Below are 13,104 nucleotides of genomic sequence, written 5' to 3'. Positions count from 1 at the left end.
AAACCTTGGATCCGTATGAATACGCCCGTTGTTATATTCTCAATTCTCTCTTTCTTTTTAATAGGTCTCGAAACCCAGAGAACTGGGACACCCCTTCAAAGACAACCCAATATCATCCTTATTATGGCCGACGATCTTGGGCAAGAAGCCTTAAGCATTTATGGCAGCAACAGCTATAGCACCCCAAACCTCGATGCCTTGGCCCGAGAGGGTATGCGATTTAATCAGTGCTATTCCACCCCCCTATGTACCCCATCAAGGGTACAATTAATGACCGGAAAGTACAATCAACGTAATTATATAGGCTTCGGTCTGCTAGACCCTCAAGAGACCACCTTCGGACATTTGATGAAAGCCTCTGAATACCAAACCTGTATTGCTGGAAAATGGCAGTTATTGGGCAACGCGCGTCAACAAGAATTGGCTGGGGGCAAGATAGGTTCAAGGCCCGAGCAACACGGTTTTGATTCATATTGCCTATGGCAGGTCGATCAACGGGGAAAGCGCTATAAAGATCCCCTACTACGGATTGCGGAAAAAGGTACGGTCAAGTTCCCTGGAGAATACGGTCCGGATATCTTTACGGAGTATATCGAGAATTTTATGGAGTCACATGTCGATGAGCCGATGTTCATCTATTACCCTATGGTGTTGACCCATGATCCTTTTGTGCCCACCCCGAACAACCCCGAATTTAAAGCTTTTGAGGCCGAATCGAAAACCAACGATCCCAAGTATTTTGGCGAAATGGTACATTATATGGATCAATTGGTAGGACGTATCGTAAAAAAAACGGAAGCTTTAGGGATTCGTGAAAATACCCTGATCCTGTTTATCGGGGATAACGGCACGGACAGGGACGTCACTTCATTAGTAAACGGTCGACCCCTTCGTGGAGACAAGGGGCATACGACCACGGCAGGAACCCAAGTACCCTTTATAGCCAATTGGCCAGGGACCATACGACCCCAAAGCGTCAATAATAACCTAATCGACTTTACCGATTTTCTACCTAGTCTCTTGGAAATCGCCCGAACCCCATTGCCATCTAATTTTTTAACGGATGGCAGAAGCTTCTATCCGCAGCTTTTAGGAAAGGCAGCGGACGTTCGAGAATGGATCTACTGCCATTACGCACCCCGATGGGGAAAATTCAAAGCCCGGGACTATGTGCAAAACACCGAATGGAAATTGTACGGGAACGGAGAAATTTATAACCTTACGCAAGATCCACTGGAAAATAACCCCTTGAGCCTCCATGCCGTTCCCGAACCTGTACAACCTACCCTTCGAAAATTCAATGAAGTTCTACTTAATTATACGCTAAACAAATGAGAACAAAAACAACTTTGCTCGGTCTTTTCATTGCAGGCATACTGTTAGTCTCGTGTTCCGAAAAATCGAAGAAGCCGACCAATACCAAAAAACCGAACATTGTGTTCATCATGTCGGATGACCATGCCTATCAGGCCATCAGTGCGTATAGCGATAAATTGATCAAGACCCCAAATATCGACCGCATTGCCAATGAGGGCATGCTATTTACAAATGCCAGCGTGACCAACTCGATTTGCGCCCCTTCAAGGGCCGTCATCCTGACCGGGAAGCATTCGCACCTCAATGGCAAAATCGACAACCGTATGCCCTTCGATACCACCAATGTTACCTTTCCGCAACTGCTGCAAAAAGCGGGGTACCAGACCGCCATGTTCGGAAAATTACACTTTGGGAACAATCCTAAAGGGGTGGACGAATTCAAGATACTAAGAGGGCAGGGCACCTATTATAACCCCTTCTTTTATACCAATACGGGAGACACCACCATTACAGGCTATACGACGGACATCATTACCGATCTTACCTTGGATTGGATGGAAAAACGACGTGATACCGCGAAGCCTTTTATGTTGATGTACTTGCACAAAGCACCCCATCGTACTTGGATGCCAGCACCCCGACATTTTAAGGAGTTCACTAAAAAATCATATCCTTTACCGGAAACACTCTTCGATGAGTACGACAATAGGGGAACAGCCGCTAAAACTGCTGAAATGGGCATTCTCAAACACATGCAACTTTCATACGACCTAAAAATACCCGATAGCATAGCCGCCCTCTTGGAGATCAAAAACTGGAACCAAATAGGCAATCGCATTGGTAGGCTCACCCCAGAACAACGGGCCGTTTGGGATAGTATTTACGACCCGATAGCCGAAGATTTTGCCAAGCGCTTCCCATCTATGAACGACTCTACCCTGACCGTTTGGAAATACCAGCGCTACATGCAAGACTATTTGGCCAGTATCGCCGCCGTGGACGAAAATGTGGGCCGATTGCTCGATTATTTAGAAGACCATAACCTCGCCGACAATACCATGGTGGTCTACACCTCCGACCAAGGATTTTATCTCGGGGAGCACGGCTGGTTCGATAAACGGTTTATGTACAACGAATCGTTCAAAACACCCCTTCTGATCAAATGGCCCAATGTGATTACGCCACATACGACCGAAGACGAAATGGTACAAAACCTCGATTTTGCCCAAACGTTTTTAGAGGTGGCCGGTATCGTATCCCCCGACGATATGCAAGGCGAAAGCCTTGTGCCCCTTTTGAAAGGTGAAAAGGAAAAATGGGATCGCGATGCCGTGTATTATCACTATTACGAGTATCCGGGGGAACATGCGGTAAAGCGACACTATGGCATTGCCACCAAAGGATATAAACTGATTCATTTTTATTATGATGTGGATGAATGGGAATTATATGACCTACAAAACGATCCACAGGAAATCAATAACGTTTACAATGATCCGGCATATGCCGAGACAGTAGCTACTTTGAAAGACAAATTAGAAAGGCTTCGAGAGCAATATAAAGACAGTGATGACCTGAGCAACAGCTATATAAGACTCTACAAAGAAAACGGATGGATCGAATAGAACGTTCAGCGCTGTACCTTTTTAAGATCGCCAGTGGCTTGTGTACTACTTGTAGAATTTTTCATGTCGCACGCTAAAGGCGTCTTCGAGCACCTCCCTTAGAACAGTATCATCGATTTCCTCCAGATGAGAATAGCGCAGGGAACGCATCGCCTTTCTACCCGTTGTCACCATAAGTTGTAAATGGCGAGGAAGATGGGCGGCATTCCAAAAACCGACATCGACGTAGCCCTTACTTTGGTTCAGGTAACAAAAAGGCCTTCCTTCCACATAATAGAACGGAATACGGTATTTGAACTTCAATTCCACCAAGGGAACGGTACGCTCAATGACCGATTGCAAATGAAGTAGAATTCCTCGGAAGGGTTCTTCTCTTGAAAGTATGTAGTCTTCTGCAGGATTCATGGAGTAATAAAGTTATCCTAAATCTCTATAAGGGGCGGCCTCGCGCTTTTCAAATGTATATTTTTGCGCTGAATGGGGAAAATGAATTTTGCATGATGCATTTGCGGTCCTTATCGATTATGTCCCTAGTCATTGTTTTGTTAATGGCCATGTTATGCCTTACCCGCGTGTCAGGACAGAACAATATTGAAAAAGATTGGGTGTTCAAGAACAGTAAAAGCCTTTCGGAATTATGGGAACTAGACGACGAACATCATCGGGGTACGTTTCTGATTTCTTCGTACAAACCCATTTATTTTACGTTGGGCAAATTTTCCACGGATACCAATAAAGATCCCCAAAGTGAAAATTTGGAGAACAGCCTACCCGAACCCATGGATCTTGACCCTATTGAGGCCAAATTTCAAGTAAGTCTTAAAACCAAGATTTTCCATAACGTATTTTGGGGCAAAGGCGATCTTTGGGCGGCCTATACACAAAAAGCGTTTTGGCAAATCTATAATAAAAAAGAATCGAGGCCTTTTCGGGAATTGAACTATGAGCCCGAGCTCATTCTTAATTTTCCGGTGGACTTTTCGATTTTGGGTTTCACGGGAAAGATGGTCGGAGTGGCATTGGTTCACGAATCGAACGGACAATCGGATCCCGTTTCCAGAAGTTGGAACCGTATGGTCTTTCATGTAGGCTTCGAACGAAACGACTGGCAAGTGATGTTTAAACCTTGGTTCCGGTTGGGCAACAAGATAGACGATAATCCTGACATATCGGATTTTGTAGGTCGAGGTGAACTCTCGCTCACCTATGATTGGGGCCAGCAACGTTTTTCTGCCATCGGCAGGCATTCATTGCGTTTTGGAGACAAAAGCAGGGGCAGTTTGCTGTTCAGTTGGTCCTTTCCGATCGTCAAAAACTTTAGCGGACACGTTCAAGTCTTTGAAGGCTATGGAGAAAGTCTGATCGATTACAACCATCGCCAGACCACTGTGGGTCTAGGTGTATCCTTGATCAATTAGGCGAACGAAGTATATTGATATTGTGCTTTTGGGAAACAACATCCCAAAACTAAAATCGTTGTAGTTTTACTCCATCTTGGCGTGATGAGGACCAAGACATTTCAAGCCGTCTTGGCAATGTCCTACCCCTACACCGAACGCCATAAAATGATATACAGATGAAAACAATGTTGTTCAAATTAGACAACCGGCATCTGAACCTGATGCTTTCCATTGGTTTTGCAGTACTACTATTGATTCTTCGAAGTAAAATTGCCCATAGTATCTTTTACTGGTTTTTGGCCTGGAACCTTTTTCTGGCGGCACTACCCTACATGATCACCCAAATCATGTTACGCACCTATCCGTTATCCACAAAAAAGAGGTTCCGTTTTGCAGCCTACTTTGCCACTTGGCTACTATTCTTGCCGAACAGTCCGTATATCATCACCGACCTGATCCATCTTCATAGTGAATACTCGCACTTGGTATGGTTAGATCTTTTTATGGTATTTGTCTTTGCCGCCAACGGACTACTGCTCGGACTGCTCTCCCTTATGGATATGAAACAACTGCTTAGACGTCACTTTTCAAGACAGGCTACGGCCTTGATTATCTTTCTATCCTGTTTGTTAAGCGGCTATGGCATCTATTTGGGCCGTTTCCTCCGGTTTAATTCTTGGGACGTATTGACGAAACCTTTGGCACTTTTCGAAAAAATTACACTGAGCCTATTCGAACCGAACGTATGGGCGATGACCTTTGCTTTCGGTGGGTTTATGTGGATTTTATTCCTGTTCTTTCAATCCAACCAAAGGCACCGACCGGCAGTTACTCTTCGGCGTTTCAAAAAATGATTTAACTTTTTGACACCCATAACTTCTCTAAAATGCGTATTTTTCGGATGACCTAATTCCTACATCCGAAAAACTATTTATAATGAAGTTAGTACATGTACTCGGTATCGCCCTTTTCGCAACGAGCTTAATTCAGGCTCAAGACCACTCCCATATGGGGGCTCAACCCATGACCTTCCCCGACATCGAGGGGTATAAGACCTTAAAAGTCGATCTACATATGCACACCGTATTTTCCGATGGTAACGTATGGCCCACTATTAGGGTGCAAGAAGCTCTTCGCGAAAACCTTGATGCCATTTCATTGACAGAGCATTTGGAATACCAGCCCCATGCCGAAGATATACCACACCCCGATCGTAACCGCTCGTTCGAGTTGGTAAAGGCCATGAAAGAAGCGGAAGAACACGGACTCATGATTGTACATGGTTCCGAAATCACCAGATCCGCCCCTGTCGGCCACAATAATGCCGTATTTATATCCGACGCGAACAAACTTGTAGCGGACAAGCCCGAAACGGCCTTTTCCGAAGCCAAGAAACAAAATGCCTTCGTGTTTTGGAACCACCCCGCCTGGTATGCCCAAAACCCACAAGGAAAACCAATATTAAGTGATTTTCAAAAGGCAAGGATTAAAAATGGGGAGCTTCACGGTATCGAAGTCATTAATACCGGGGATTATGCAGAAGAATCGCTTGCACTCGCCTTGGAACAAAACCTTACTATTATGGGCACTAGTGATATACACGGCCTTATCGATTGGGATTATACCGAAAAAGGCCATAACCGGCCTATTACCTTGGTCTTTGCTAAGGAGAAAAGTATAGAAAGCCTTCAAGAAGCTCTATTTGCAGGCCGTACCGTGGCCGTCTTCAACGATTTGTTGGTCGGCAAGGAAGAATTTCTGAAACCGTTGCTTAAGGCGAGTGTCGAGGTCGTAAAGGCCGAATACATCGGAAAGACACAAATACTTGAAATCGAACTCAAAAACATATCGAGCAGTGACCTGCTTTTTGAAAATGAAATGAAGTATACTTTCTACAGCAGTTCGCCGGTCTTCGACATACCTGCCGGAACAACCAAGACCCTAAAAATAAAGACTGACGAGGTCAAACCAAGCATTGCCCTTCAATTAAAAGCCATCGGCTGTTTCATGGCCCCCAAAACCCAACCCATCATTACTTGGGACATTACCGTTGATTAAATGCAGTACAGTATGAAACTTCTAACGGTACTCGTGATATGGGCATCTGCCTTTGGACTTTGTGCACAGTCTGCAGAGCGACCCAACGTACTTTTCATCATTGCCGATGACCTCACCTCTACTGCGGTTTCTTGCTATGGTAAGGTCGCAGGTACGACCCCGAATATAGATGAACTGGCCTCCGAAGCAGTCCGTTTTACGAGAGCCTATTGCCAGTATCCTGTTTGTGGACCATCTCGGGCTTCTTTTTTGTCGGGGTATTATCCTAATGCTACCACTACGTATGGCTATGTCAGCGGTCGTGAAAATATTGGGCCCGATCGTAAGACTTGGCCTCAGCTCTTCAAAGAAAGCGGGTACTATACGGCGCGTGTCAGCAAGATCTTCCATATGGGCGTGCCCATTGATATCGAAACGGGCTCCAACGGCACCGATGATGCCGCTTCGTGGACAGAGCGTTTTAACAGTCAGGGGCCTGAATGGAAGGCTCCAGGGGAAGGAGAACTCGTGCAGGGCAACCCCAATGGTGACCTTCCGATCAAGGGAGGCAATGTGATGACCATCGTAAAGGCCGATGGCGATGACTTGGTGCATTCCGATGGCAAGACGGCTCAAAAAGCTGTGGAGTTGTTACAAAAGCACAAAAATGAACCCTTCTTTTTGGCCGTAGGTTTTGTACGACCTCATGTACCCTTTGTTGCTCCAAAACGCTATTTCGAGCCCTACCCTTTTGAACACATGCAATTGCCCCCCAAACTATCGTGGGACTGGGACGATATTCCAGAAAGGGGTATCAATTACGTCACTTCGCGAAACGGCCAAATGAGCATTGCGCAGCAGAAAAAGGCTCTGGCCGGGTATTATGCCTCGGTCTCCTATATGGATGCGCAGGTAGGGAAGGTACTCAACGCTTTAAAAACGGAAGGATTAGAGGATAATACCATCGTTATTTTTACTTCAGACCATGGATTCCATCTTGATGAACATGATTTTTGGATGAAGGTCAGTTTGCACGAAGAATCGGCAAAAGTACCCTTGTTGATCAAAGTACCTGGGGAAAAGCCGGCGGTATGCCACTCGTTTGCCGAACTGATCGATCTCTATCCGACCGTAGCGGAGTTGGCAGGATTACCCTATTCTAAACATATTCAAGGAAAATCTCTAGTCAAGACCTTGGAAGACCCGTCTCATTCCGTGCGGGATACCGCCTTTTCGGTTTCCCAAGGTGGAAAAACATTTCTCTTGCGCACCGACCAATGGGCCTACATTCAGTATGACGAAGATGCCGGTGCGGGCATGGAACTTTTCGATATGCGCCACGATTCGTTGCAGTTCACCAACTTGGCCCATGATTCGAATTATGCCGCGGTAGTCGAGCGTTTTCAAAAGGCATTGGCGGGAAAATTAGCAGAAGTTCGGAATAATGACTTGGGCATCGATTACAGCATAACCAAGTAATATTCAAGTAATATTTGGGTCATCGCATGTTGTATGGGAATAGGATCATTGTATTCACCGCCCTACCCCATTGTGGGCTCCCGCTTTCGCAGGAATGACATTCACAAACGATTCTGTCATCCCGCACTTGATGCGGAATACAGTCGTTTCATCGTTCCAGTGCCTGCATGTGGATTCCTGCTTCCGCAGGAAGGACAAAGTACTCCCAGACCTCACATTACTTTTAAGGCTGTCATCCCGCACTTGATGCGGGATACAGTGATTACTTCGCTTCCGCACCTGCAAGTGGATTCTCGCCTGCGCGGGAATGAGAGAGGACCCACTTGTGTCATCCCGCACTCGATGCGGGATCCAGTCGTTTCATCGTTCCAATGCCTGTATGTGGATTCCTGCTTCCGCAGGAATGACAAAGTACTCCCAGACCTAACATTACTTTTAAGGCTGTCATCCCGCACTTGATACGGGATACAGTGATTACTTCGCTTCCGCACCTGCAAGTGGATTCTCGCCTGCGCGGGAATGAGAGAGGACCCGCTTATGTCATCCCGCACTTGATGCGGGATCCAGTCGTTTCATCGTTATAGTGCCTGCATGTGGATTCCTGCTTCCGCAGGAAGGACAATAATCGCCTAACAAGATGAAATCGCCGGTGTCCTTCCGTAAAGGATACGGAATCCAACAATAGCGTTACTTCAGTTCCTATAAGTGGATTCCCGCTTACGCGGGAATGACACTACTTGCTAATTCTCCTTACCGTCTACGTAGTCCTGTAAGTAGGCATAACGTTCGGTCAGGCGACCGTCTTTGGTCATCTGCGCCCGTTCGAGCACACCATCCTTATCCCCATTGAAGAATGCCGGAATTACGTTTCTGACAAAGGCCTCTCCGAAGCCTTCACTGGCATCGCGTGGCAGTTCACAGGGGAGGTTGTCTACCGCCATCACGGCGATGGCATCTTCCTTTTTAAAATCGGTTTCGGTCTCGGTCTCGGGGTCATACCCATAGATGGGATCGGCCACGGTTGACGGTCGGATCGTAGAGCCTATAGGGCCGTCAATATCACAGCTCACGTCGGCGACCACGCGAATCTTAAAATCGGGGTGTTTGGCATCATCACGGGTATACAGATACGGAGCGCCTTGTCCGTAAAAATGGCCGGCAATATAAAAGTCGGTCACCTTGGCAAAACGAAAAAAATTGGACTTGTATTCCTCGGGGTGTGCAAAAAAATCCGCTTTATTACCACGTACCCCATCTTTGCGCAGGTTGTATTCGGCGATATCGGTTTGGCAGTACACGGGCTCGTTAAAATCTTTGGCCAGATAATCGGCTACTGTCACTTTTTTGAGTGCCATGGCATCGAGCATTTCCTTGGCGCCGTTGCCCACCCTACCCTTACCGGTCAGGAGTATTTTGATGTGGGGCAGCGGAATGCGCTTTAGTGCATCGATCAGGGCCTGCTGATCGGGCAGTTCTTCCGCTTTGGGCAGGGTGAAAAGGTTGTATTTGAGTCCATATGCCCGAAACCCGTTATACGCCCCAACGATACCCGCGTACCGCCCGAAAGCGACCAAACGTACTCCATTGGGGTCGGTGATGACCTCATGGTCATAGAGTTCGATGTTTTTATCTAAAATGGCCTGCAACAAATCGCGATTGTATGGTTGTTTTTTAATGGTATGGGAAAAGAAAAAATACTTTTTGTTAGGTATCAAGGCCGCTATGGGTACTTCTTTGACCCCCAGTAACACATCACACGTTTCCATATTGTCGGATACGGGAACGCCTATCGCCTCGTACTCGGCAGCTGAAAAAACACGTATAGGAGAGGACTCGACGATGATTTCGGCCTTTTTGAATTTGCGCAAAACTTTATGGCAGGCTTCTGGGGATAGTACGACCCGTCGATCAGGCGGGTTTTTGCGCTCGCGAATGATTCCAAACTTCATGCTGCTTTATGAATTTATTCCGAGGATACTCGGTGGTTGAACAGGATTTTAACACTCGAGGTGCCACAATTGCACCCTATCAGCATAGAAAGGGACATGGCACACTCTTTGTGCTAAATGTACTGGGTTTTGTGGGGGTAAGCAAACTTTTCATTAGCTTTGCCCTCCTTCCATTACAACGACGGGAGGCCCGCGTTAGGGATGGTAGCGATTACCCCGGCCCGCGAAGGTGGGTCGGCGTAAAAGCGGATAGCCCGGCCCCCTATATGCCTTTGGCATATAGGGGGAAACGCCCAAAAAATTGTTCTTTGAAAAAAATCATTGGGGAGATTCAACCTCATTGAAGGGGCCGACTGGTTTTGACAGCGAGACCAATGGCAATGTAAGCATGCCGAGCGCTGGGGTACAGCTCGTTAATATCATACTTCACACTTTTAATTGGCGAATCTAATTACGCTCTTGCCGCGTAACCCGAATTATAGTAAGGTTATGCCTCGTCTCCGTAAGACGGAGAAGCGAGATGTCCCTGAACAGCCCTTGTTGACGGCGGTTCATTATGGGGCACCATAAAAGTCAACACAAGGGCAGCGTAGCTTCGGCGCTGCCACCAAAACCTTAAGAAGCTAAGTGTACGTTAGGCCGTTTCCGGTCAGGCGTGCATCGAAAATCAAGCGGAAACTACGCATGTAGAAAGCATTGTAATTGCTTGTTTGGACGAGGGTTCGAATCCCTCCGGCTCCACTAAAACAGTACCAAAACGATTCAAAAACCCCTTAATCTTATGATTATCAGGGGTTTTTATTTTTTTCATACCCAAAAGAATCGTTTTGAAACTGTATTTTAGGTGACCTATTCGGTGAGCATTTTTAACCCCAAAAAAATACTCACCGAATGGCATGTAATTAACTGATATTATGTTAATTAACAAATAGGTTTACGCAGTTTTTCTTACCTTTAAAAGTGACCAATTCGGTGAGCAAAATGAACCCTTCTTTCTCAATGCTTTTTTACATTAAAGGTAAACATCTTGAAAAATCGGTGAAAGTCCCGATATACTTGCGATTGACGGTAAATGGCAAACGAAGCGAATTGAGCATTTCACGTAAAATAGAGCCCGAAAAATGGCATGCCCGATTGGGAAAAATGAAAGGTTCGGACGCAAAGGCCGTGCAGTTGAATCAATATTTGGACACCGTTCGAAGCAAGATCAATCGCATTCACCAACGCTTTATCGATGAGGAAAAACCCTTTACGGCTTTGGACCTAAAAAGTGCCTATGCTGATGATGGCGACAAGCTTAAAATGTTGGTAGTTCTTTTTGAAGAACACAATGCAGAAATGGAAAAGCTAATCGGAAAGGATTTTGCCTTGGGAACTTGGAAACGCTACAATACTACCAAGAAACATGTTCAAGAATATGTCAAAAGTGAATATAGACGTTCTGATATTCCTGTTCGAGATGTGAACCTCAAGTTCATCAAAGGATTCGAATATTTTCTGAAGGTGACCAAGAATTGTAATCATAACTCCGCCTTAAAATATATCAACAACTTCAAGAAAATAATTCGACTTGCCGTTGCCCATGAATGGATTTCTAAGGACCCATTTTACAATTATAAAGTACAATTCAAAACAGTCGAACGGGAATACCTCACCAAAGCGGAACTAGAGTCCATGGTCAACCTTGACATCCGTATGCCGCGGTTGGATATCGTGCGGGATATGTTCGTGTTCTGTTGCTTTACCGGTCTGGCCTATATCGATGTAAAAAAGTTGACGCCCAACAATATTGTGCCCCACATCGATGGCAGCCAGTGGATACAAAGTGCGCGACAAAAAACGCGGTCGAAACTGGGCATTCCCCTACTCCCAACCGCTATGGACATCTTGGAGAAGTACCAAACCCACCCCAAGGTGCAAAACGGTGAATGCGTCATTCCGGTTTTGAGCAACCAGAAATCCAACGCCTACCTCAAGGAAATCGCCGATCGTTGCGGCATTACCAAAAACCTGACCACGCATCTGGCCCGCCATACCTTTGCGACTACGGTAACGCTTTCCAACGGAATGCCCATCGAAACGGTAGGCAAGCTGTTAGGACATAAAAATTTGCGGACTACCCAGCACTATGCCAAGATTGTGAGCAAGAAGGTGAGCGAGGATATGGCGGTTTTGAAGGAGGTGCTAGCCCATGGGAAAAATAAAATGACAAAAAAAGGCATTCGCTAGAATGACAACTTAAATCTCTATTTACTTCGATAAAATTGGGAGCCCATACTTACTATTTTCAGCCTTAAAAACCATACGTAAAACAGAAAAATCATTGGTGATAAAGGAACTCAGAGAAATCCCTAAATCATTCACACTTTTATTCATTTACGATTGGCATGTAAAAGTGCTATATAGCCTGATTTTAATCTCTTTTTATCCTACCACACACAGAACACTGTAATTCATACATTTAAACACCTTTCGAAAGAAGTAGCATCTTACTTTTAACAGGAATTACGACTTAAAGGTCATAAAAAAATGGATTCCCGGCCCTTATGTTGTAGCAGTCGCTTCGAGCGAAACACCTAGCCAAAATTGGTGCTCGGGCGGTTCTTGGTTAACCAACTTAGTAAATCACGCTAGGAGCCAGAATCCTTAAACTATTAAATTCTTTTAATTATGAAAACTATGAAATTATGTACGCTGTTATTTTTTGCTCTTGCAACTGTCCTGATTTCCTGTGATAAGGAAGGTCCGGAGGGGCCCATGGGGCCTGAAGGACCCCAAGGTGAACAAGGAGTGGCAGGCCCCCAAGGCGAACAAGGACTTCAAGGTGAGCCAGGGGAAGACGGAAATGCCAATGTCATTGCATCCGATTGGTTTGATGTTTCTTGGTCGACGAGCCCCTCAGTTTTTGCCACTCACGACGAAACCGTCACAGATATAACAGCCCAAGATTTGGAAGATTCGGTCATTCTAGTATATTTTGAATCTGGAACCTATGTTTACCCGCTTCCTGTGTCTTGGACAGCGACCTCAACGGTAAACTTCGCTTTTCAACCTGGGCAAATTAGACTTTACTTCAGGGCGGAGACAAGTTCTGTGCCGCCAGCAGGGCGAGCAAGGTATATTGTGATACCTTCGTCTTCGGTGAGCAGCACAGCGAAAAGTCTGGACTACTACAAAATGTCCTATCAAGAGGTAATGGACCTCTTTGGGCTTGACTAATAAAGGCGGAAAATCACCACGCCAGAAATCCGGGGCAAAAGCCCCGGTTTTTTGATATGGAACATGGACAGGGCGATT

11 protein-coding genes and 1 other RNA gene are annotated in these 13,104 nt (G+C 45.8%); 10 read left to right on the top strand and 2 right to left on the bottom strand.

From position 1 onward, the window contains the following. Positions 1–15 precede the first annotated feature (15 nt). Together F2B13_RS10400 and F2B13_RS10395 are read left to right on the top strand one after the other, a co-directional pair. On the top strand, positions 16–1,335 hold the full coding sequence (locus F2B13_RS10400; protein ID WP_149275011.1) for a sulfatase-like hydrolase/transferase: 1,320 nt from the start codon (positions 16–18) through the stop codon (positions 1,333–1,335). Continuing rightward, complete coding sequence (locus tag F2B13_RS10395; RefSeq protein ID WP_149275010.1) at positions 1,332–2,942, top strand: sulfatase family protein; 1,611 nt, start codon at positions 1,332–1,334, stop codon at positions 2,940–2,942. The genes F2B13_RS10400 and F2B13_RS10395 overlap by 4 nt, the downstream gene beginning before the upstream one ends. 45 nt (positions 2,943–2,987) lie before the next feature. On the opposite strand, the gene F2B13_RS10390 is transcribed toward F2B13_RS10395, so the two are convergent. After that, entirely contained in the window at positions 2,988–3,347 is a 360-nt protein-coding gene (locus F2B13_RS10390) for a DUF1801 domain-containing protein (protein WP_149275009.1), read from the bottom strand. A gap of 119 nt (positions 3,348–3,466) precedes the next feature. Between F2B13_RS10390 and F2B13_RS10385 the strand changes: the two genes are divergently transcribed. From F2B13_RS10385 to F2B13_RS10370, 4 genes are all read left to right on the top strand, one after another. Continuing rightward, positions 3,467–4,360, top strand: a complete 894-nt coding sequence (locus F2B13_RS10385; RefSeq protein WP_232622944.1) for a phospholipase A — start codon at positions 3,467–3,469, stop codon at positions 4,358–4,360. 158 nt (positions 4,361–4,518) lie between these two features. Next, positions 4,519–5,196 (top strand): DUF1361 domain-containing protein, encoded by a 678-nt coding sequence (locus F2B13_RS10380; RefSeq protein WP_149275007.1) that lies wholly within the window; start codon positions 4,519–4,521, stop codon positions 5,194–5,196. A gap of 82 nt (positions 5,197–5,278) precedes the next feature. Then, positions 5,279–6,400, top strand: coding sequence for an Sb-PDE family phosphodiesterase (locus tag F2B13_RS10375; RefSeq protein ID WP_149275006.1), 1,122 nt, complete (start codon positions 5,279–5,281; stop codon positions 6,398–6,400). 12 nt (positions 6,401–6,412) lie between these two features. Beyond that, positions 6,413–7,858, top strand: coding sequence for a sulfatase (locus F2B13_RS10370; protein WP_232622943.1), 1,446 nt, complete (start codon positions 6,413–6,415; stop codon positions 7,856–7,858). Between the two features lie 740 nt (positions 7,859–8,598). On the opposite strand, the gene F2B13_RS10365 is transcribed toward F2B13_RS10370, so the two are convergent. Continuing rightward, the gene (locus tag F2B13_RS10365) at positions 8,599–9,807 is read right to left on the bottom strand and encodes an NAD(P)-dependent oxidoreductase (RefSeq protein ID WP_149304102.1); all 1,209 of its coding nucleotides are present in this window, start codon (positions 9,805–9,807) and stop codon (positions 8,599–8,601) included. Positions 9,808–9,815: 8 nt separating this feature from the next. Between F2B13_RS10365 and F2B13_RS10360 the strand changes: the two genes are divergently transcribed. The 4 genes from F2B13_RS10360 (at position 9,816) to F2B13_RS20430 (ending at position 13,026) form a co-directional block, all read left to right on the top strand. Further along, positions 9,816–10,151 (top strand): hypothetical protein, encoded by a 336-nt coding sequence (locus tag F2B13_RS10360; RefSeq protein WP_149275003.1) that lies wholly within the window; start codon positions 9,816–9,818, stop codon positions 10,149–10,151. 1 nt (position 10,152) lies between these two features. Continuing rightward, positions 10,153–10,551: a transfer-messenger RNA gene (gene ssrA, locus F2B13_RS10350) on the top strand. A gap of 237 nt (positions 10,552–10,788) precedes the next feature. Further along, positions 10,789–12,036 (top strand): site-specific integrase, encoded by a 1,248-nt coding sequence (locus F2B13_RS10345; RefSeq protein WP_149275002.1) that lies wholly within the window; start codon positions 10,789–10,791, stop codon positions 12,034–12,036. A 441-nt stretch (positions 12,037–12,477) separates the two neighbouring features. Then, positions 12,478–13,026 (top strand): collagen-like triple helix repeat-containing protein, encoded by a 549-nt coding sequence (locus tag F2B13_RS20430; RefSeq protein WP_198439742.1) that lies wholly within the window; start codon positions 12,478–12,480, stop codon positions 13,024–13,026. Positions 13,027–13,104 lie beyond the last annotated feature (78 nt).

Origin of the sequence: Pareuzebyella sediminis (genome assembly GCF_008367235.1) — a bacterium.
Classification (GTDB): domain Bacteria; phylum Bacteroidota; class Bacteroidia; order Flavobacteriales; family Flavobacteriaceae; genus Pareuzebyella; species Pareuzebyella sediminis.
The sequence above is the reverse complement of the archived record's forward strand: the minus strand, read 5'-3'. Positions and strand labels throughout refer to the sequence as shown.

Bases quoted from the DNA above. Each gene is read 5' to 3' on its own strand.
- F2B13_RS10400 (WP_149275011.1), top strand. From the start codon at position 16: ATGAATACGCCCGTTGTTATATTCTCAATTCTCTCTTTCTTTTTAATA.
- F2B13_RS10395 (WP_149275010.1), top strand. From the start codon at position 1,332: ATGAGAACAAAAACAACTTTGCTCGGTCTTTTCATTGCAGGCATACTG.
- F2B13_RS10390 (WP_149275009.1), bottom strand. From the start codon at position 3,347: ATGAATCCTGCAGAAGACTACATACTTTCAAGAGAAGAACCCTTCCGA.
- F2B13_RS10385 (WP_232622944.1), top strand. From the start codon at position 3,467: ATGTCCCTAGTCATTGTTTTGTTAATGGCCATGTTATGCCTTACCCGC.
- F2B13_RS10380 (WP_149275007.1), top strand. From the start codon at position 4,519: ATGAAAACAATGTTGTTCAAATTAGACAACCGGCATCTGAACCTGATG.
- F2B13_RS10375 (WP_149275006.1), top strand. From the start codon at position 5,279: ATGAAGTTAGTACATGTACTCGGTATCGCCCTTTTCGCAACGAGCTTA.
- F2B13_RS10370 (WP_232622943.1), top strand. From the start codon at position 6,413: ATGAAACTTCTAACGGTACTCGTGATATGGGCATCTGCCTTTGGACTT.
- F2B13_RS10365 (WP_149304102.1), bottom strand. From the start codon at position 9,807: ATGAAGTTTGGAATCATTCGCGAGCGCAAAAACCCGCCTGATCGACGG.
- F2B13_RS10360 (WP_149275003.1), top strand. From the start codon at position 9,816: ATGAATTTATTCCGAGGATACTCGGTGGTTGAACAGGATTTTAACACT.
- F2B13_RS10345 (WP_149275002.1), top strand. From the start codon at position 10,789: ATGAACCCTTCTTTCTCAATGCTTTTTTACATTAAAGGTAAACATCTT.
- F2B13_RS20430 (WP_198439742.1), top strand. From the start codon at position 12,478: ATGAAAACTATGAAATTATGTACGCTGTTATTTTTTGCTCTTGCAACT.